Source organism: Microbacterium phycohabitans, assembly GCF_032464935.1.
Taxonomy (GTDB): domain Bacteria; phylum Actinomycetota; class Actinomycetes; order Actinomycetales; family Microbacteriaceae; genus Microbacterium; species Microbacterium phycohabitans.
The window spans coordinates 671,640-690,614 of the sequence record NZ_JAWDIT010000001.1; the positions used below are offsets into that span (position 1 = coordinate 671,640).

The 18,975-nt window shown below is 68.9% G+C and carries 21 protein-coding genes; 7 read left to right on the plus strand and 14 right to left on the minus strand.

What is annotated here, in order from left to right:
- Nucleotides 1–3: 3 nt before the first annotated feature.
- Complete coding sequence (locus RWH44_RS03185) at nt 4–318, minus strand: DUF7882 family protein (RefSeq protein ID WP_316003452.1); 315 nt, start codon at nt 316–318, stop codon at nt 4–6.
- 76 nt (nt 319–394) lie between these two features.
- On the opposite strand from RWH44_RS03185, the gene RWH44_RS03190 reads away from it, so the two are divergent.
- Together RWH44_RS03190 and RWH44_RS03195 are read left to right on the plus strand one after the other, a co-directional pair.
- Nucleotides 395–1,420 carry a glycoside hydrolase family 6 protein gene (locus RWH44_RS03190; RefSeq protein ID WP_316003453.1) on the plus strand — a complete coding sequence of 342 codons (1,026 nt, stop codon included), beginning with the start codon at nt 395–397 and terminating at the stop codon, nt 1,418–1,420.
- 146 nt (nt 1,421–1,566) lie between these two features.
- Entirely contained in the window at nt 1,567–2,517 is a 951-nt protein-coding gene (locus RWH44_RS03195) for a response regulator transcription factor (protein WP_316003454.1), read from the plus strand.
- 91 nt (nt 2,518–2,608) lie between these two features.
- On the opposite strand, the gene RWH44_RS03200 is transcribed toward RWH44_RS03195, so the two are convergent.
- Nucleotides 2,609–4,087 carry a glycosyltransferase family 2 protein gene (locus RWH44_RS03200; RefSeq protein ID WP_316003455.1) on the minus strand — a complete coding sequence of 493 codons (1,479 nt, stop codon included), beginning with the start codon at nt 4,085–4,087 and terminating at the stop codon, nt 2,609–2,611.
- A gap of 142 nt (nt 4,088–4,229) precedes the next feature.
- Between RWH44_RS03200 and RWH44_RS03205 the strand changes: the two genes are divergently transcribed.
- Nucleotides 4,230–5,306 carry a hypothetical protein gene (locus RWH44_RS03205; RefSeq protein WP_316003456.1) on the plus strand — a complete coding sequence of 359 codons (1,077 nt, stop codon included), beginning with the start codon at nt 4,230–4,232 and terminating at the stop codon, nt 5,304–5,306.
- Between the two features lie 20 nt (nt 5,307–5,326).
- Here RWH44_RS03205 and RWH44_RS03210 read toward each other — a convergent pair whose 3' ends face one another.
- The gene (locus RWH44_RS03210; protein ID WP_316003457.1) at nt 5,327–6,136 is read right to left on the minus strand and encodes a fructose 1,6-bisphosphatase; all 810 of its coding nucleotides are present in this window, start codon (nt 6,134–6,136) and stop codon (nt 5,327–5,329) included.
- A 175-nt stretch (nt 6,137–6,311) separates the two neighbouring features.
- Between RWH44_RS03210 and RWH44_RS03215 the strand changes: the two genes are divergently transcribed.
- Both RWH44_RS03215 and RWH44_RS03220 read left to right on the plus strand, forming a co-directional pair.
- Entirely contained in the window at nt 6,312–7,979 is a 1,668-nt protein-coding gene (locus tag RWH44_RS03215) for a sensor histidine kinase (RefSeq protein WP_316003458.1), read from the plus strand.
- Entirely contained in the window at nt 7,979–9,094 is a 1,116-nt protein-coding gene (locus tag RWH44_RS03220) for a hypothetical protein (RefSeq protein ID WP_316003459.1), read from the plus strand. Before RWH44_RS03215 ends, RWH44_RS03220 begins: the two co-directional genes overlap by 1 nt.
- On the opposite strand, the gene RWH44_RS03225 is transcribed toward RWH44_RS03220, so the two are convergent.
- Nucleotides 9,095–9,733, minus strand: coding sequence for a hypothetical protein (locus tag RWH44_RS03225; protein ID WP_316003460.1), 639 nt, complete (start codon nt 9,731–9,733; stop codon nt 9,095–9,097).
- A 78-nt stretch (nt 9,734–9,811) separates the two neighbouring features.
- Here RWH44_RS03225 and RWH44_RS03230 point away from each other — a divergent pair, with 78 nt between their 5' ends.
- Nucleotides 9,812–11,584: a DUF4012 domain-containing protein gene (locus tag RWH44_RS03230; RefSeq protein ID WP_316003461.1), complete on the plus strand. Its 1,773-nt coding sequence runs from the start codon at nt 9,812–9,814 to the stop codon at nt 11,582–11,584.
- A gap of 161 nt (nt 11,585–11,745) precedes the next feature.
- The gene (locus tag RWH44_RS03235) at nt 11,746–12,300 is read left to right on the plus strand and encodes a cytochrome c-type biogenesis protein (protein ID WP_316003462.1); all 555 of its coding nucleotides are present in this window, start codon (nt 11,746–11,748) and stop codon (nt 12,298–12,300) included.
- Nucleotides 12,301–12,363: 63 nt separating this feature from the next.
- On the opposite strand, the gene RWH44_RS03240 is transcribed toward RWH44_RS03235, so the two are convergent.
- From RWH44_RS03240 to map, 10 genes are all read right to left on the minus strand, one after another.
- The gene (locus RWH44_RS03240) at nt 12,364–13,056 is read right to left on the minus strand and encodes an endonuclease/exonuclease/phosphatase family protein (RefSeq protein WP_298871156.1); all 693 of its coding nucleotides are present in this window, start codon (nt 13,054–13,056) and stop codon (nt 12,364–12,366) included.
- A 68-nt stretch (nt 13,057–13,124) separates the two neighbouring features.
- A complete protein-coding gene (gene truA / locus RWH44_RS03245) occupies nt 13,125–13,982 on the minus strand; it encodes a tRNA pseudouridine(38-40) synthase TruA (RefSeq protein WP_298871153.1) in 858 nt (285 codons plus the stop codon).
- Between the two features lie 185 nt (nt 13,983–14,167).
- Nucleotides 14,168–14,725, minus strand: coding sequence for a 50S ribosomal protein L17 (gene rplQ / locus RWH44_RS03250; RefSeq protein WP_316003463.1), 558 nt, complete (start codon nt 14,723–14,725; stop codon nt 14,168–14,170).
- 42 nt (nt 14,726–14,767) lie between these two features.
- Nucleotides 14,768–15,757 carry a DNA-directed RNA polymerase subunit alpha gene (locus tag RWH44_RS03255; protein WP_058230893.1) on the minus strand — a complete coding sequence of 330 codons (990 nt, stop codon included), beginning with the start codon at nt 15,755–15,757 and terminating at the stop codon, nt 14,768–14,770.
- A 178-nt stretch (nt 15,758–15,935) separates the two neighbouring features.
- On the minus strand, nt 15,936–16,334 hold the full coding sequence (gene rpsK / locus RWH44_RS03260) for a 30S ribosomal protein S11 (RefSeq protein WP_013583990.1): 399 nt from the start codon (nt 16,332–16,334) through the stop codon (nt 15,936–15,938).
- Nucleotides 16,335–16,370: 36 nt separating this feature from the next.
- Nucleotides 16,371–16,745 carry a 30S ribosomal protein S13 gene (rpsM, locus tag RWH44_RS03265; RefSeq protein WP_076673723.1) on the minus strand — a complete coding sequence of 125 codons (375 nt, stop codon included), beginning with the start codon at nt 16,743–16,745 and terminating at the stop codon, nt 16,371–16,373.
- Nucleotides 16,746–16,891: 146 nt separating this feature from the next.
- Nucleotides 16,892–17,008, minus strand: a complete 117-nt coding sequence (gene rpmJ / locus RWH44_RS03270; protein WP_005050492.1) for a 50S ribosomal protein L36 — start codon at nt 17,006–17,008, stop codon at nt 16,892–16,894.
- 60 nt (nt 17,009–17,068) lie between these two features.
- Nucleotides 17,069–17,290, minus strand: a complete 222-nt coding sequence (gene infA, locus RWH44_RS03275) for a translation initiation factor IF-1 (protein ID WP_013583992.1) — start codon at nt 17,288–17,290, stop codon at nt 17,069–17,071.
- Nucleotides 17,291–17,431: 141 nt separating this feature from the next.
- Complete coding sequence (locus RWH44_RS03280; RefSeq protein ID WP_316003464.1) at nt 17,432–18,136, minus strand: DsbA family protein; 705 nt, start codon at nt 18,134–18,136, stop codon at nt 17,432–17,434.
- Complete coding sequence (gene map / locus RWH44_RS03285; protein WP_298871137.1) at nt 18,136–18,975, minus strand: type I methionyl aminopeptidase; 840 nt, start codon at nt 18,973–18,975, stop codon at nt 18,136–18,138. The genes RWH44_RS03280 and map overlap by 1 nt, the downstream gene beginning before the upstream one ends.

Genomic DNA, 18,975 nt, shown 5'->3' on the forward strand with positions numbered 1-18,975 from the left:
GCGTCAGGACGACGCGACGGCCTCGGGGTCGGGCTCGGTCGTGATGCTGAGACCGCTGGGCGAACTCGCCTCGTTCATGAGGTCGTCGATCCACCGACGATTCAGCTGAGGCGCGCGACTGCCGTAGAAGTGGAAAACCAGCGGGATCGACGGCGAGATCCACAGGCTCCGGGTTCCGCTGCCGTCGCCGAGCGGGAAATGGAACATGAAAGGCTCGCCGCGACGCAGCTTGTTCATGAAGACCATGCGCAGGTGGGAGAGAGTCCGATCCTCGATATCGAACGAATGACCCAGGGTGTTGTAAACCAGTTTTCCCACGTTGACAGCGTACCGCGCTCCGACAGGTTAACTACTGCTCCGCAGCTTCTCTCACACCTCAACTAGAGTGCTCAGCGTGCCCCGACTTCCGCGCTCCACCCGCACCCGGCGCCGGGTCCCCCGCGCCGTGCTGGTGGTGCTCGCCGTGGTCGCGGCCGTCGCCGTCATCGCCGTGATCGCCGTCGTCGGCAACCTCGTCACGACCCTCTTCCAGACGCTCTCCGCGCGACCGCCCGCTGTGGACACGCGCATCGTCGCGCCCGACGAGTCGAAGGCCGCCCAGGCGGCCGACGCCGCCGCCGGCGACGCCGAGGAACAGGCCGCCGCGCAGTGGCTCGCCTCCCAGCCGACCACGTATTGGCTCACTCCCGAGATCGACCCCGTCGACGAGGTGTGGGACCGCGTCGCGCATCTCGCCGCCGAGGCCCGGGATCAGGATGCCGCCCTGTCCATCGCGATCTACGGTCTCCCCGATCGCGATTGCGGCAACCACTCCGCCGGCGGACTGGACCCGGACTCCTACCGCGCCTGGACGCAGCGCATCGGAGACGCCCTCGGCAACGCGTCCGACATCCAGAAGATCGTCATCCTCGAACCCGACAGCATCGCCCTGTCGTCGACGTGCGGATCGCCCTCCGACCGCGCCGGTTACCTCAAGGACGCCGTCGACAACATCCGCGGGACCGATACCTGGATCTACATCGACGGGGGCCACTCGTCGTGGCATCCGGTCGCGGAGATGGCGGACCTCATCCGCGCGACCGGAGTCCTGCCCGACGTGCGCGGCATCGCGCTCAACGTCTCGAACTACCAGGACACGGCGGCCGAGTTCGACTACGCCCACGCCCTCTCCGACGAACTGGGCGGGACGCACGCCGTCATCGACACCTCCCGCAACGGTGCGGGACCCGCCGGATCCGAGTGGTGCAACCCGGCCGGCCGCCTCGTCGGCAGTCCCACGGGCTCGTTCGGCGATGGTGTCGTCGACACCAATCTGTGGATCAAACCGCCCGGAGAGAGCGACGGCGAGTGCAACGGCGGGCCCACCGCCGGCACATGGTGGCCGTCGGCAGCCGTCGAGCTGACCCGCGAACAGCGCTGACCCCGCACCCCGCAGTCCGCGGCGCGCGAAGCCCGACGGTCGCCAACGTCGGGAAGTGTGTCAAGATTGCGCTCGTCGCTTCGCGACGCCGTGTCTCGGGGGAGTACGCGGGCACGATCTCGTGCGAAGCCGGAAGAGTGGGTGAAATGAGCGACAGCTCCGAGTTGCTGAAGACCGCGGTCATCGTCGAAGACGACCCCGACATCCGTCATCTCCTCGTCGAAGTGCTCGAGTCCGCCGGGTTCTCGACCGTGTCGGTCGGCAACGGCATCGACGGCGTCCGCGCCGTGCTCGCCTACCAGCCGTTGATCACCACCCTCGACGTCAACATGCCCGGCATCGACGGGTTCGAAGCGGCCCGCCGCATCCGCCAGCAGAGCGACACGTACATCATCATGCTGACCGGCCTCGAGGAGGAGGCCGACGTCGTGCTCGGACTCGGAGCCGGTGCCGACGAGTACGTGGTCAAGCCGTTCCGACCGCGCGAACTGCGGGCGCGCATCGAGGCTTTGCTCCGGCGCCCCCGCGGCGGAGAGCCCAACGCGCCCGCTGCGCCCCGGCAAGACAGTGTCGGCCCCTCGTTCCCGAACCCCCGCCCCGAGGCATCCGCTCCCCCGGCCCCCGCCGCGGCACCGAGCGCCGCAGTGATCGTGCCGTCGTCGCAGGGGCCGGAACCCCGCACGGAAGCGCAGGCTCACGCCTCGCGGACGGAGCTCGTGCCCCGTCCCGCCGCCGGCGACCTCACCCCCACCGGAGGGGCGTGGATCGCGCACCGCGACCTTCAACTCGACCCCGACAGCCGCCTCGTGCGCGTCGGCGGCGAGGAGCTGGAGCTCACGCGCACCGAGTTCGACCTGCTGGCGACCCTCATGGAGTCCAAGCGCCGCGTGCGCAGCAAGGCCGATCTCACGCTTGTCCTGCGCGGGGAGTCCTATGTCACGAGCTACTTCGTCGGCGAGGCCGACAAGAGGGCGATCGAGGCGCACATGACCAACCTGCGCCGCAAACTCGGCGACAACCCGGCCAACCCGCGCTACATCGAGACCGTGCGCGGCGTCGGATACCGCTTGACCTCGGAGCTGCTCGCCGCGCCCTGAGCCGGATGCGAATAACGGATGCCTCGACCCTCCCCAGGGCCGAGGCATCCGTGTCTCTGATGCGTTCGGGCGCGATCAGATCGTGTGTTCGTCAGACCTTGAAGCCGTGCTGGCGACGAACGAGCTTGGAGAACATCAGGAGGGTCTGCAGCACGGTGACCACACCGACGATGGGCCAGCCGATCCACAGGATCGAGGACTGCACCATCGGGCCGACCATGACCCAGATGACCGCGAGGGCGATGGCCACGGCGATCAGGACGACCATGGGGGTCCAGTGGCCGAGCCCGCCACCGCGCTCCGCCTTGGCCTGCATCGCCCAGTTGTCGACCTTCTTGCGTGAGAGGAAGCGGGTCCACGAACGCACGAAGTGGCTGATGCGGATCCACATGAACAACTCGGCGGGGAAGAACAGCACGGCGAACAACACATCGCTGCGGTTGCAGTTCTTCATGGTCCGCGCGATGCGCAGGTTCAGCAGCATGGCGATCACCGGCGGGATCAGCCACACGGGCGAGAACACGAAGGCGCCGATCGACAGCGACCCCGCGAGCAGCGTGAGGAACGCGACGCGCACGAACAGGTTGGTCAACATGCCGAAGTTCTCGAACCAGCGCAGTCGCAGGTTGGGGTGGAACGGCTGACCCTTCGTGTCACCGCGCTGCCCCGGCCACATGAGCTCGATCGCGCCGTAGGTCCACTTGACCTGCTGGGCGTCGTAGCCCGACAGGGTCGTCATGCCGCCCACGTCGGCCCGTGCGTACGGGCTGATCTTGGTGAGGTAGCCGGCGCTCTTGATCTGCAGCGAGAGGAGCGAGTCCTCCACTTCGGAGTCCTTCACCCAGGGCGTCGACTGGTGGTTCTGCTTCATGGCGTCGCGCAGGGCGTTCGTCGAGAAGATCGAGAACTGTCCGCCGAGCACCGCCATGTTGCGGCCGCGCAGCATGTTCTGGAGGTTGAACGCGGCGAACTGCGTGCGCTGTCCGGCGGTAAGGAAGCGGGCGATGACGCCCTTGATCGGCTTGTCGTCGATCGTGTAGATCGCCGAGATACCCCCGATGCGCGAGTCCGACACGGCCTCGGTCTCGAGGTATTCGACCGCCTTGGAGTCGGCGATGGTGTCGCCGTCGACGCCGAGGAGGTAGTCGTACCCCTCGACGAGGGAGTACCCGTAGTTGAGCGCGCCGACCTTCTTGTCGGGGTTCTTACCGATGTCGTGCACGAACACCTCGGTGAACTGCTCGCCCAGTTCGGTCTGCAGCTCGTGCGGCCCGCTGTACTCGGAGGCGATCTTGACCGTGGCGTCCGAGGTGTTGTTGACGACGACGTGGATGACATCGGGGACGCGCGTCTGTGCGAGCAGGGCCTCGATCACGTCGGCGATCGACTCCTCCTCGTTGTAGGCGGGGATGACGCACCCGATCGTCGAACGGTGCACCGACGTGTGCTCGAGGACGGCGGCGAAGTCATCCGCGAACCCGTGTTCCTCCGCCGACGTCGACGCCGCCAGCTCACCCTGCTGGAGGTGGAAATCCCGGGCGGTGGGGGTGAAGCTTCGCGCATCGGTCATGGCGGTGTCTTCCTGTCGGTGTATCGGCGGATCAGCCGAGTCCTACTCTGGTAGGTTCACCGCAACGCGACCACTGCACACGACCACCGTCCCCGCAAGATTTCCTCAAGATTTGCGGCGGATCCCGAAGGAGACGCGCCTCGTGATCTTCCTCGCGCTGCTGGCATCCATCGTCGCGGCGGGCCTCGCCCTCACCATGCTCTTCCTCACACACGGTCGACCGGACGACGACCGGGGCGGCCAGCGCGCGGACATGGTGCGCTACTTCGGGGTGGCGGCGATCGCGGCCCTGCTGTGCGGGACGATGAACGTCCTCGAGACGGCCGGGGGCGGCGACACGGCGGCGGCGGTCGGCAACGCCACCAATCTCGTCGCCGTCGGCCTCATGTGGGCGGGAGCACGCCGATTGAATCGCCGCCGCGCGATCGGAGCGGTGAGTACCGCGGCCGGTGCCGTGCTGATGCTGGGCTTCACCTTCCTGATCCCCCTCGAGGACGCGACGCTGCTGAAGACGGCCGGTCTCACCGTCTACGGCGCCTTGAGCGCTCTCGAGCTGGCCCGCCGCCCGCTCGGCGCCCTGTCCGGCGCGCGCGTCCTGGCCTGGACGCTGGGCGCCTACGCCGCCTACAACCTCGCCCGGCTCGTGGTCGTGGCCGTCGTCGGACCGGGAGCGCTCCTCGGCGGCGGACCCGTGTCGGCCGAGGCGACCGCGGCCGTCAGCGCCGTCGCCATCGCCGTCGTCTCGCTCGCGGTGGTGCGCCTGGGACGCCAGCTCGACGACGCGCCGGCGCCCGGCACGCGGGCGCACGACCGGGGGTCACTGCGCCGCGGGACCGTGCAGTTGCTCGCTGGATCCGCGCTGGTTCGGGCCACCATCGTCCGTGTGCCCGAGATCGACCTGATCCGCGCCGCTCACAGCGCCGAACGGGCGGAGACGATGCTGCGCACGGTGGCGGCGGCCCTCGACGACGCGGTCGACGACGTCGTGTGCGGGATGCCGGTGCGCGACACGGTCTTCGCCGTTGCTCCGGCGCTCCTCGACACGGCCGATCTCGAGAAGGCGGTGCGTCGCGCCTTCGCCGCCCGGATGCCGGGAATCGATTACGACGACGTCCCCGACCTCGCTTTCGAGCACTATCTCATCCGCGACGTCGACGATCTGTCGCTGCTCATGGAGAGCCATCGTCCGCGCCCCCGGCAGGAGCTCTCCGACGACTGAGGCTCCGGCCGCCGCCGACGTCAGTTCGAGCCGGTGGTCTGCCCCCAGCCGGGCGCGCGCCCGGTACCCGAGGTCGTGCCCGTCGAGTCGGCGGCAGTGCCCTGGCCCTGGTCGGCGAAGATCGCGATCGGGAGGTACTGGTACACGGTCTGCTGCGAGAACGACGAGTCGGTGTTGGCGGTGCCTTCGACGGCCACATTCAGCGCGAATTCGAGGGTGATGCCGTAGGTGTCGTTCGGCAGCTGCCGGATGGACGTCGTGGGGACCAGCAGACCCCCCTGGAAACTGTTCAGGAGCAGACCGCGGTCGGAGCGCAGCGTGTCGGAGGGCACGAGCGTGCGGGGATCGGCGCTGAACTGGAACGGGTTCGAGACCTGACCGTTCGTCTGCGCCGTCTGCGACGAGATCGACACGGATGACAGGTACACGCGACGCTTCTGGGTGAGCACCGCCTTCTCGTCGACCCTCTTGTCGACGACGTTGATGGCGAACCCGAACTGCTTCTCGTTCGTCGACGTCCATTCCATCGTGCGCTTGGGGTTGTCGGCCCAGACGTCCAGCCGCACTTCGAGACCGTCGGCCACCTCGGAGGTCAACGAGACCGACCCGTCGTAGGTGAACTGGGAATCGAACGGCATGGACGAGGACGACACGGCGGGCTCGGGGGTGGCGACGACGACGGACTGGCCGTTCGCCCCGCCCGCCTGACCGGGCAGCGCGTTGAACAGGTCGGCGACCTGAGTGCAGCCGGTCAACGTCGAGGGAAGAGCAACGGCGAGGGCGAGGGCCACGACGGTCGCGCGCGCACGGCGGCGAGAGGTCACGCTCACGGGAATCTCCTGAGGATCAGCGCGAGAACGCGCAGAGGTCGATAAACGACCATCACGCTGCGGGATGCAGGCCTCAGGGGGAGTCTGACCGGGCGTCGTGACGCTTGTTCACGCGCGGCGAGCAGAGACAGGATGGCGCGCTGAACATTACACCACTCTCTATACACTCGATGACATGGCATCCGCGAGGAGCGTCCCCCCGGCGGTTGTCGCCGGAGGCGCGCAGGACGAAGACGGTGCGAGCCCCAGCAGCCGCACGCGCTCGGTCTGGTTGCTCCAACTCGTGCTCGGCGCGAGCGTCGTCATCACCGTCCTCCTCGTCCAGGCCCTCGAGCCGTCCCTGTTCTCGCTGTGGTCGTTCTCGTCCGGAGTGGGCGTGGTGATCGCCCTCACCGCGGTCGCGATCGTCGTTCCCTGGCATCGGCTCCCCCGCTCGGCGGTGGCGGCGGTCCCCTTCGGAGACATCGTCGGCATCGGGTTGCTGAGCTTCGGAACCGACCTCCGATTCGGGTTCTTCTGGGTCTTCCCCATCATCTGGATCGCCACTCACTTCGCCCTCGCCCACCTCGTCTCCGCCCTCGGCGCGGTCGGCACGCTGATCGTCGTCGACGCGACGGTGAACGCCTCCGGACCCGTCACGGCACTCCGCCTGATCGTCGTCCTGCTGTCGCTGACGTTCATCGCGATCACGTCGTTCCTCTCCGCCCGGCAGACGAGAGCGTTCAAGCAGCTCCTGCGCCGTCAGGCGAGCCGGCTCCAGGGCACACTGCAGCGGGTCTCCGGCCAGGAACGCCGCGTCTCGCAGATGCTCAACGGTCTCGACACCGGCATCGCCCGCCTCTCTGCCGACGGCGAGGTGCTCGCTCTGAACGACACCTACGTCGACCTGTACGGCGTGGAGCGCGACGAGCCCCAGCGTCCCGGAGGTGCCGTCGAATACGCGAACCTCCGCGGCGAACCCCTGCCGGAATCCGAGCGGCCGTTCGCCCGCGCCGCCCGCGGCGAGCAGTTCGACGACGAGAGGGTCTGGCTCTTCGACACCCACGGGGATTGGCACGCCCTGTCGGTCTCGACCCGTCGCCTGATCTCCTCCGACGAGGCGGAGAGCACCCTCCTGATCGTCCACGACATCACGGCGCTGATCGAGTCGGAGCGGGCACGCGAACGCCTCGCGGCCACGGTCTCGCACGAGCTGCGCAACCCGCTCACCGCGATCATCGGACACGCCGATCTCGCCCTCGACGACCCGGGCCTGTCGCCGAAGGTACGCGATCAGCTCGAGGTCATCGCCGGGGCCGGAGAACGTATGCAGACGCTCATCTCGGAGATCCTCGCCAACTCGCGGGGCGTGTTCAAAGACCAGAGCGCGCCGGCCACCGCGGACGCGAGCCGCATCATCGCGTCGTCCCTCGCGTCGTTCCGCCCCGCGGCCGGGGCGCGTCGCGTCAACGTGATCGACGAACTGCCCCCCTCGGCGGAGGTCGTCGGCGACGCCTTCCGTCTGCGTCAGGCTTTCGACAACATCCTCAGCAACGCCATCAAATACACCCCAGCCGGCGGAACCATCCGCATCTCGGGCGAGACGTCGCCCGACGACGTCATCCTGCGCTTCGCCGACACCGGGATCGGCATCCACCCCGACGACCTCGCCCGCGTCTTCGACCCGTACTTCCGCGCGCAGAGCGTGCGAGACAGTCCCACCCCGGGCACGGGTCTGGGAATGGGGATCATCCGCACCATCGTCGAAGAGCAGGGAGGCTCGCTCTTCCTCGACAGCGAACTGGGCGTCGGCACCACCGTGACCGTCGTCCTCCCCGTGCGCGCCGAGGTCGACGCGGCGTGATGCCCGACGACGTCCTGTCCAACCTGGGCCTCGCGCAGGCGACGGTGGCGACGCTCGGCACCGTCATGATCATCGGTCTCGGGTTCCTGCACCGCCCCTCCCGGTCCGCGCTGCTGTGGTCGCTGGCCTTCGTCCTGGCGATGACCAGCACCTGGGTCTCGGTGACCGGTGCGATCCTGGACGACGAGACGGTGCGTCGGGCCGGTCTGGGCCTCATGCTGGGCGCACCGGCTCTGATCTGGTCGGGGTTCCGCGCGCGACGCGGCGTGGCGGCGCTGCCGTGGATCGGCGTCCTGCAGGCCGTCGTCACGGCGGTGGTCTTCGTGTCCGTGGTCGACATCAGCGCCTACGGTCTCGCGTTCCGACTCGCGTTCCTCGCCGCGGCGGTCTTCGCCGGCCTGACGCTCGCAGAGATGCGGCACGCCGCTGATCGGCTCGAGCGCATGGCCCTCCCCCTCGCCGTCGTCTCCGCGGCCTTCGTCGCCCTCGGCGCCGGCATCCTCATCTCCGGCCTCTCGGCCCCCGCGAGCATCGGCGATCTCGCCCTCCCGCGCGTGCTCAACGGTCTGGCGATGCTGGTCTTCCTCGTCTGCGCGACGGTGTCGTTGCTGTACTTCACCTCGGTGTCGCCCAGCGGGCGGCGGGCGGCGTCCGCGTGGCCCCACTTCGTCGTCACCGCGTCCGATCGTCTGCGACGCGCGGCGCGTGCCCGTGAGGAGTCGTGGGCGGTCCTGACCGTCCGTCTCGACGATCCCCAGCACCTGCGCAGCGCAGCGGGCGAGAACGCCTGGACGCGCCTCGTCGAGGACTTCGAGAGGGTCGTCGCCGACACGTTCCCCGCCGAGGCCGATCTCGGCCGCGAGACGCGGGGCCGGGTGGTCGTCGTCCTCGCACGACCGGACTCCGTGCTCCGCGAGCAGGTGCGCACCGTGCTGCGACGCATCACCGAACTCGACGGCTCGTCGTACGTCGGCATCCAGCTCTCCGCGAGCGTGGGATGGGTGCCCGCGGAAACGGGCGACTTCGAGTTGTCGACCCTCATCGCCGAGGCCGACCGCGCCGCCGACGAAGCGACTCGGCAGGGGGGCGATCGCTGGCAGCGCGTTCGCGCCTGATCAGCCTGCGGAGTCGGTGTCGCCACCGCCGGCGATCGCGACGGTGAGCGTGTCGCTGGCCGTCTGCTTGGCGAATTCGTTCGACGTCGGGGTGGTCTGGACCAAGAACTCGAAGGTGAACTGCAGGGTGACGAATGTCGCTTCTGCCGGCACCTCGCCGACATTGAACGTCTGCGAATAGCTGTACGGCGCCAGCACCAGGTATCCCGGGGCGTCGGTCTGGTCGCTCTGCGCCGCCAGGGGTGAGAACGACTGCGACGCGTTGCCCGGGACGGCCGTCATGGTCGCCCGCTGCAGGTAGACCTTCTGTCCGTCGTCAGGAGACACCGTGGTCACCATCGACAGGCTGACGGGCTTCAACGCCGTCGGCGTCCAGCGGTCCATCGACAGCGTCGACCAATAGTCGACCGTGGCGCTGACGGCGCCCGCGGTCAAGGGCCGCTGTGTCGAGCCGCTGGAGAGGTCGTTGCGCACCGGCTGCGGAGCCGCGCTCGTCGTGGCCGTCGGCGAAGCCGCAGCCGTCTGCTGTCCGCCGCCCTGCGCCCACGGAGGAGCACCGCATCCGGCGAGAGCGATCGCACCCGTGGCCAGCAGCGTCGCGACGCCGATGAGCCTGCCGCGCCTCGTTGCGAGCCCCATTCGTCCTCCCCCGGATCGTTCCCTTCAGTGTAGGTGCCCGGGGAGGGGCGGCCGCCGCCGGACGCCTAAGGTGTGCGCGTGCAGCGCTCGTCCTCTCCCGCCCCTCCGCATCGTGCGTCCACCGTCTTCGCGGCGGTGGTGCTCGCCGTGTTCCTCGTCGGCATCGGCTGGACCGCCTGGATCGGGCTGCGGGGCGCATCAGCCGTGCAGCACCTGCGATCGGCGCAAACGACGGTCGACTCCGCGACGACCGATGTCTCCGATCCGGCCGGGGCGATCGAGCGCCTCGGAGCGGCTGCGACCGACACCTCCGCCGCGCGCGGCCTCACCGACGACCCCGCCTGGAGGGCGGCCGAGATCCTGCCCTGGATCGGACCGCAGCTGGCCGCGGTCAGAATCGTCGCCGCCTCGGTGGACGACGCGGCATCCACGGCCGTCCGCCCCCTCGGCGCTGCCGCCGCCGTTCTGGCGCCGGGCGCTCTGCGCACCCCGGACGGCGCCATCGACGTGGCGCGGATCGCCGCCGCGCGTCCCGCCGCCGCCGACGCCGCCGCGCGCCTGCGGACGGCCGCCGACGCCATCGCCGCGATCGACCGTGCCCCGCTCCTGGGAGCACTCGCCACGGCCGTCTCCTCGACCGTCGACTCGCTGGATCATGCGGCCGGCGCCGCCGATGCGCTCGAGCGCACGACGACTCTCCTCCCCCGAATGCTCGGCGTCGACGGCCGCCGCTCCACACTCCTGCTGTTCCAGAACAACGCCGAGTGGCGCTCCCTGGGTGGGGTGGTCGGTGCGGTGGCCGAGGTGAACGCCGAATCCGGCCGCCTCGCGCTCGTCGCCCAGGCGTCCAGCGCCGACCTCGCCGCTTTCGCCGACGAGCCGGTCCTCCCCCTCGCCGACGATGTCCGCGGCGTCTTCGACACGCGGCCGGCCCGATACCTGCAGAACACCACCCAGGTACCCGACTTCGCCGTCGGCGCCGCGATCGCCCGGGAGATGTGGCGGCGCACGCACGGCGACGAGGTCGACGCGGTGGTCGCGCTGGATCCGGTGGCGTTGTCGTACCTGCTGCGGGCGACGGGTCCCGTCACGCTGCCCACGGGCGATGTCATGGACAGCGCGAACGCCGTCCCCCTGCTGCTCGACGAGGTCTACCGCCGCTTCGCCGACCCCCACGAGCAGGATGTTTTCTTCCAGAGCGCTTCCGCCGCGGTCTTCACCGCACTCTCGGCGGGACGCGGTGACTCCACCGCTCTCATCCAGGCGCTGACGCAAGCAGGCGCCGAACGCCGCCTCCTGGTATGGAACGCGGATGCCGCAGACCAGGCCGTTCTGGACGGGTCCACGCTCCAGGGCGCCCTGCCCGTGTCCGATGACACCCGCACCACGATCGGCGTCTATCTCAACGACGGCACCGGCTCGAAGATGGATTACTATCTCCACCCGCGCGTCGCGATCGGGTGGTGCGCCGACGGCTTGGCGACCCTCCGCGTGAGCCTGCGGAACGACGCACCCGATCCCTCGACGCTGCCGCCCTACGTGACCGGCGGGGGCGAGTACGGCATCCCTCCCGGTGACGCGCTGACCGGCGTCTACGTCTACCTTCCGCCGGGAGCCGAGGTCGTCGACCGGCGCACGTCGTCCGACGGCGACGTGACCCCGGGCTTCGCGGGCGGCACGCACGACGGCCGGACGGTCGTGAAGTGGTCCGTGCGCCTCTCCCCCGGGCACGCCGGAGTCCTGGATCTCGACCTCCGGATGCCGATGACCCCCCACCTCGACGTCCTCGCCACGCCGACGCGGGATCCGCGGGAGAAACCGGAGGCGGGAGCGTGTCCGTCCGCTGGATGAGCGCTACCGGTCGCGGACTCCGGGTGAAGTCCGGAGGCGACCGGCGTGAAAGGCACCGGGACACACCGCACCGCGTCCGCCTCCTCCGGAAGACTCCCCCATGGAGCGGCGCCGTCCGCTTCGATCACCGGCTCGACCACGCCAAGCAGATGGGGCACACCATGAAGACCACGATCATCCGGGCCGTCGCGGCGCTCTCGCTCGCCGCGGCCGCGTTGCTGACCCCCACGGCCGCCAACGCCTACACCGACCCCTCCGCGGTCTCGGTGACGCCGTCGACGGTCGCTCCCAACGGCACCGCGACGTTCACGACCCACCGCCCGATCTTCGACGGCGACGAAGACATCGCCATCTCGGTGACCGGCGTCGCAGCGAAGGGCATCACCCTCGCGTCGATCGCTTCCGAGACCAACGACTCGCTGCGAACCAAAGCCGTCGGAGGCAACCTCCGCGCGCAGGTGCACTTCCCGGCGAACGCCAAGGGCGTCTACACGCTCACCTTCACCGGCGTGCGCAGCGGCGTCGTCCTCCACTCCAGCGTCACCATCACCCCGGTCGGCGCCCCGAGCGCCCCGGCGCAGGGCGGTCTCGCCGTCACCGGTTTCGACGCGGGCAGCACGGCCGGCCTGTGGCTGACGGGTGCCGCCCTCCTCGTCGGCGGTTCCGCCGTCGGCATCGGTGCCGTCGTCCGTCGCCGCCGCGCCTCCCACGACTGACCTGCTCGACCCACGAGGTGGGGGCCGTCCTCGGACGGCCCCCACTTCGTCGTTCCCGCGCGCTCAGTCGAGGACGCCGGTCCGGGCCGATGCGACCTCGGCGGTGATCAGGATCGGCAGATGGTCGCTCTGTCCCTGGGGCAGCGTCTTGATGTGGGCGATGTCGAACCCCACCGACGTCGCGAAGTCGTAGTGTCCGCGGAAGAAGCGGTATCGCGTGTAGGTCCGCGTGTCGCTCAGCGTCAGTTCGTACCCCTGGTCGCGAACCTTCTGCCCGAGGTTCTCCTTGAAGACGGGGTAGTTGTAGTCGCCGACCATCAACGCGGGCAACCCCGGGCCGAGGTTCTGCAGTTCGGTCAGCGCCGTCCGGATCTGGTGACGACGGAGCGAGTTGAGCGCGGTCAACGGCGCGGCATGGAAGGAAGCGACGATGACGTCACGTCCGTGGTCGATGTCGCGAAGCCGCACGCCGAGCATGCGCTCCTCGGCGGGCTTCAGCACGTAATCGTGCAGCGACTTCTTCAACGCGATCGCCCGGACCTCCTCGGCACGGAACGTGTTCTCGCGGTAGTACAGCGCGAGCCCGAGACGGTTGCGCTGCGTGGCGTCGGCCAACCGCAGACCGCCGATCCGGTCAGGGATGTCCGTGGAGTCGCATTCCTGCAGGCAGAGCACGTCGATCTCGTGCTGCTCGACGAGCGCGACGAGTTCCCCCGCCGCGCGGTGCTTGTTGAGGTTGTACGAGATGACCTTCATGGCGCAGTCAGCCTACGACTCCCTCTGATGCGGTTGCCGAGGGGTTGCACATGCGCGGTGAGGTCGATTCAGGATGCCGAGTCGTCGGCATCCCGTCGGTTCCGCGTCTGCTCGGCTCGGGCCGCGAGGAGCTCGTCGGCGGGATATCCGACCTCGGCGAGCACGAGCCCACGGGCCGCCAGGACCTTCGTCTCGGGGATCCGCAGGCGAGCGTCGCGGATGGCCACGACATCGTCGATCTCGATCCGTCCCTCCCCCACGGCGACGCACGCGCCGACGAGCGCCCGCACCATGCTGTGGCAGAAGGCGTCGGCACGCACGTTCGCCACGAGGACGCCGTCGTCGCCACGGTGCCAGTCGTACTCGAGCAGGGTGCGAATGGTCGTCGCCTCTTCCCGGGCCTTGCAGTAGGCGGCGAAGTCGTGGAGTCCGATGAGGCGGTTGGCGGCGGCATCCATCGCCACGACGTCGAGGGCGCTGCGAACCGTCGTCGTCCGCGTGCGATCGAGCGGGTCGTAGCCCGTCGCCGCGTCGGCCAGCCGATAGGTGTACCGACGCCACACCGCCGAGAACCGGGCGTCGAAGCCTTCCGGCGCAAGAGACGTGCGACGCACCGTCACGTCGGAATACGCGCCCAGCACACCGCGGATGCGACCAGCCAGCGCGGCGACCGCGTCAGCCTCGTCATTGTCGCGACGTCGTCGCGGCAGACGCGCGATCTGATCGGCGTCCAGGTCGAGGTGGGCCACCTGGCCGGAGGCGTGCACTCCCGCGTCGGTGCGACCGGCCACGACGAGACGCGGTGAGCCTCCGATGATCCGTTCCAAGGCCGCTTCGAGGTCGCCCTGGACCGTCCTCAAGCGAGGCTGGCGCGCCCACCCTCGGAAATGCGTGCCGTCGTAGGCGATGTCGAGACGTATGCGCACCCTCCCAGCCTACGAGCGCGAGGGCCGCGGAAACGACGACGTCCCCACCCGTGAGGGCGAGGGCGAAACGACGAAGCCCCCACCCGAGAGGGTGAGGGCGAGACGACGGCGCCCCCACCGAAGGGCGAGGGCGAAACGACGGAGCCCCCACCCGTGAGGGTGAGGGCTCCGTGCGAGCGGGAGGCTCAGGCCTTGGCGTCGTCCTGGACGGCGTCGTCGGCGGCGGCCTCGGCGGCCGCGCCTTCCTCGGGCGACTCGGCGCCGGCGTCGGCGGCCTCGTCGGTGGAGGTCTCCTCGGCGGCGGGCTCTTCCGCAGCAGGCTCCTCAGCGGCCGGGGCGGCAGCGGCGGGAGCCGCAGCGGCCTTGGTCGACGCCTTCTTGGCGACGGGCTCGAGGACGAGCTCGATCACGGCCATGGGGGCGTTGTCGCCCTTGCGGTTGCCGACCTTGGTGATGCGGGTGTAGCCGCCGTCACGCTCGGCCACCAGGGGCGCGATCTCGGTGAAGAGGGTGTGAACGACCTCTTTGTCGCCGATCACGCTCAGCACGCGACGACGCGCGTGCAGGTCGCCGCGCTTGGCGAAGGTGATGAGGCGCTCGGCGAGCGGACGCAGGCGCTTGGCCTTCGTCTCGGTCGTCTTGATGGACTTGTGCGTGTAGAGAGCTGCCGCGAGGTTCGCGAGAAGCAGACGCTCGTGGGCCGGGCCGCCTCCGAGGCGGGGACCCTTCGTGGGCTTGGGCATGTCGTGTTACTCCAGGGAAAGGTTCGGTCGGGTCCGACGGGGTCAGACGGTCTCTTCGTCGTAGCCGCTGTAGAACTGGGCGCCGTCGAAGCCGGGCACCGAGTCCTTCAGCGAAAGGCCGAGGGAGGTGAGCTTGTCGCGCACCTCGTCGACCGACTTCTGACCGAAGTTGCGGATGTTCATCAGCTGCGTCTCGGAAAGGGCGACCAGCTCCGAAACGGTGTTGATGCCCTCGCGCTTGAGGCAGTTGTACGAGCGGACCGACAGGTCGAGGTCTTCGATCGGCATCGACAGCTCGTTCGAGAGGACGGTCTCGACCGGCGCGGGGCCGATCTCGATGCCCTCGGCCTCGACGTTCAGCTCGCGGGCGAGGCCGAACAGCTCGGTGAGGGTGCGGCCGGCCGAGGCGACGGCATCGCGCGGGGCGATGGAGGCCTTGGACTCGACGTCGAGGACGAGCTTGTCGAAGTCGGTACGCTCGCCGGCACGGGTGGCGTCGACGCGGTAGCTGACCTTCAGGACCGGCGAGTAGATCGAGTCGATCGGGATCTGACCGGCCTCGGCGTACTCGTTGCGGTTCTGGGTCGCCGAGACGTAGCCACGGCCACGCTCGATGGTGAGCTCGAGCTCGAACTTCGCCGTGTCGTTGAGCGTCGCGATGACCAGCTCGGGGTTGTGCACCTCGACACCCGCCGGAGCGGAGATGTCGGCCGCGGTGACCTCGCCGGCGCCGGTCTTGCGCAGGTACGCCGTGATGGGCTCGTCGCGCTCGCTCGAGACGACCAGCTGCTTGATGTTCAGGATGATCTCGGTGACGTCTTCCTTCACGCCCGGGATGGTGCTGAACTCGTGCAGGACGCCGTCGATGCGGATGCTCGTGACGGCCGCGCCGGGGATCGACGACAAGAGGCTGCGACGCAGCGCGTTGCCGATCGTGTAACCGAAACCGGGCTCCAGCGGCTCGATGACGAAACGGCTGCGGAACTCCCCGATCTTCTCCTCGGTCAGAGTGGGACGCTGTGCGATGAGCACTATGTGTTCCTTTCGATCACGTGCCCGCTATATGACACGTGTAATGGGGTGAGGTGTTGAGTTGTACTCGCGGGATGCCGAGGGGCCCACGACCGCGGGCCTCGGCATCCGGAAGTCTGAATCGCGCGTGAGCGCGGCATTCCCGGGGAGCGACGAGCACTCCCCGGGAACGAACGCGTCAGACGCGGCGACGCTTGGGCGGACGGCAGCCGTTGTGGGCCTGCGGCGTCACGTCCTGGATCGAACCGACCTCGAGACCCGCAGCGGTCAGCGAGCGGATCGCGGTCTCACGACCCGAACCCGGACCCTTCACGAAGACGTCGACCTTCTTGACGCCGTGCTCCTGCGCCTGGCGAGCGGCCGACTCCGCGGCCATGCCTGCGGCGTACGGCGTCGACTTGCGCGAGCCCTTGAACCCGACACCGCCGGACGAGGCCCAGCTGATGACGGCACCCGAGGGGTCGGTGATCGAAACGATGGTGTTGTTGAACGTCGACTTGATGTGGGCCTGACCCACGGCGATGTTCTTCTTCTCTTTGCGGCGCGGCTTGCGCGCGGCGGACTTGGCCTGTGCCATGTGCGTTCTCCTGAATCCTGACGCTCAGCCCGCGGCTTAGCGCGCCTTCTTCTTGCCGGCGACGGTGCGCTTGGGGCCCTTGCGGGTACGCGCGTTCGTCTTCGTGCGCTGACCGCGCACCGGGAGGCCGCGGCGGTGGCGCAGGCCCTCGTAGGAACCGATCTCGACCTTGCGGCGGATGTCGGCGGCGACCTCGCGACGGAGGTCACCCTCCACCTTGTAGGTGCCTTCGATGTGGTCGCGCAGTGCGACCAGCTGGTCGTCGGTGAGGTCCTTGACGCGGATCTCCTGGCTGATGCCAGTGGCGTTCAGGATCTCGACGGAGCGGGTGCGACCCACGCCGTAGATGTAAGTAAGTGCGATCACCACGCGCTTGTCGCGCGGGATGTCGACGCCGGCGAGACGTGCCATGCGGCTCTCCTCAGAGTGTCGTGGAGGTGTGGAGCAGGATCGGTGCTCGGGCCTCCGCCCCGAGGTGTCCCCCGCCCGCTGTCGCGGACGGGATCTGATCCTGCCGGTGTGTATTCAGTTGGAAAGAGTCGAGAGCTCGGAGGAGCTCAGCCCTGGCGCTGCTTGTGGCGCGGGTTGCTCTTGCAGATCACCATCACGCGCCCGTGGCGGCGGATCACCTTGCAGTGATCGCAGATGGGCTTGACGGAGGGGTTGACCTTCATGATGTTCCTGTTTCGCTGTCTTCGAATCCGCGGATGCGGCTCGTTACTTCTCGGCCGGGCTCAGCGGTAGCGGTAGACGATACGACCGCGGGTGAGGTCGTAGGGGCTCAGCTCGACGACGACGCGGTCCTCCGGGATGATGCGGATGTAGTTCTGCCGCATCTTGCCCGAAATGGTGGCGAGCACCTTGTGACCGTTCGTCAGTTCGACACGGAACATCGCGTTGGGCAGTGCCTCGGACACCGTGCCCTCGATCTCGATGACACCGTCTTTCTTCGCCATAAACTCGCTCACGCTCAGTTGCAGACCGGCCGGTCTGCGGTGGATGGGGATTCGGTGCTTCGACACGCCAAGGAAGGCGCAACGCACCAAAGATCAAGCATACGTGGTAATACCCGCCCCGGCAACTCGCGGGGCGCCGCGTCAGCCGTCGAGACGGGCGACGATGTCCTTCTGCGGGTCTCCGGTCAGGTCGTTCTGGTTCGACAGAACGGTGCCGTTCACCGCGATCGTCGGGGTCGCGACCCCGCTCTGGCCGGGCTGCACCGGAGTCTTCTGCGTCATCGCGGTGACGAACTTCGTGTACGTCCCGTCGGAGATGCAGGATGCCACGGCATCCGAGGCTCCGGCTGTCGTCGCGATCGAGGCGAGGGTCGCGTCATCGAGGCCCGAGGTGTTCTCCTTGGGCTGCTGCGCGTACATCTCCTTCACGAAGGCGGAGACGTTGGCCGGGTCGTCCACGGCAACGCAGTACGCGGCGTTCGCCGAGCGGGTGGAGTACTGCGTGCCCTGCGAGAGGCGGTCGAGGATCGCGATCGGGTGGATGTTCAAGGTGATCGTCCCGTCGTCCACGAGCTGCTGCAGCGTGGGACCGTAGGCCTGCTCGAACGAGTTGCAGACGGGGCACATGAAGTCGACGTAGGTGTCGACCGTCTTCTCCCCCGTCCCCACCGCGATCGCACCGGTGTCGGTGTTCACCGAGGAGGACTGCGGAAGCGTCCCGGGCGAGGTCGCCTGGCTGTTGGCGAACCAGACCACACCGCCCACGATCAGCACGACCACGACGACCGCCGCCGTGATGCCGATCGCGAACCAGTTCGTGGACTTGCGCACCGCGGCCATCATCATCAATCGATCTCCTTCGGCACCACACCGAACGGCGCCAGCTTCTCGGCACCGCCGTCGTGAGCGGTGAGGACCCAGATGCCCCCATCATGCACGGCGACGCTATGTTCCCAGTGGGAGCCCTCGGTGCCGTCGACGGTGGAGACGGTCCACCCGTCGTCCTCGACCAGGGTCTCCTGATCGCCGATGACGACCATCGGCTCGATCGCGACCGCCAGGCCCGGACGGACCTCCGGACCGCGGTCGGCGACGGCGTAGTTGAAGATGCTCGGCGACTCGTGCATCTTGCGGCCGATCCCGTGCCCGACGTAGTCGCGCAGGATGCCGTAACCGCCCGCAGGCGCGTGCTCGTCGATGTAGCCCTGGATCGCAGCCCCGACCTCACCGAGGTGCGACGCACGGCTCAGTGCGGCGATACCCGCCCACAGCGAGCCCTCCGTCACCTCCGAGAGTCGGCGACGAGGCGCGACCAGCTCTTCCGGCGCGTCACCGGGCACGATGACGGTGAACGCCGAGTCGCCGTTCCACCCCTGGAACTCCGCTCCGGCGTCGATGGAGAGGATGTCTCCCGCCTGGAGCGGACGATCGTTCGGGATGCCGTGCACCACCTGCTCGTTGACCGAGGCGCAGATGGTGTGCCGATAGCCGCGCACCATCTGGAAGTTCGACTTCGCGCCGCGCTCCCCGATCAGACGGGCGGCTTCCGCATCGAGCTGCAGCGTGGTGACGCCGGGCTCGATGAGCCGGCGGACCGCCGCGAGAGCGTCGGCCGTGATCAGGCCCGGCTCGATCATCGATCGCAGCTGCGCCGGCTTCTTGTAGATCGAGGAACGCAGTCCCAC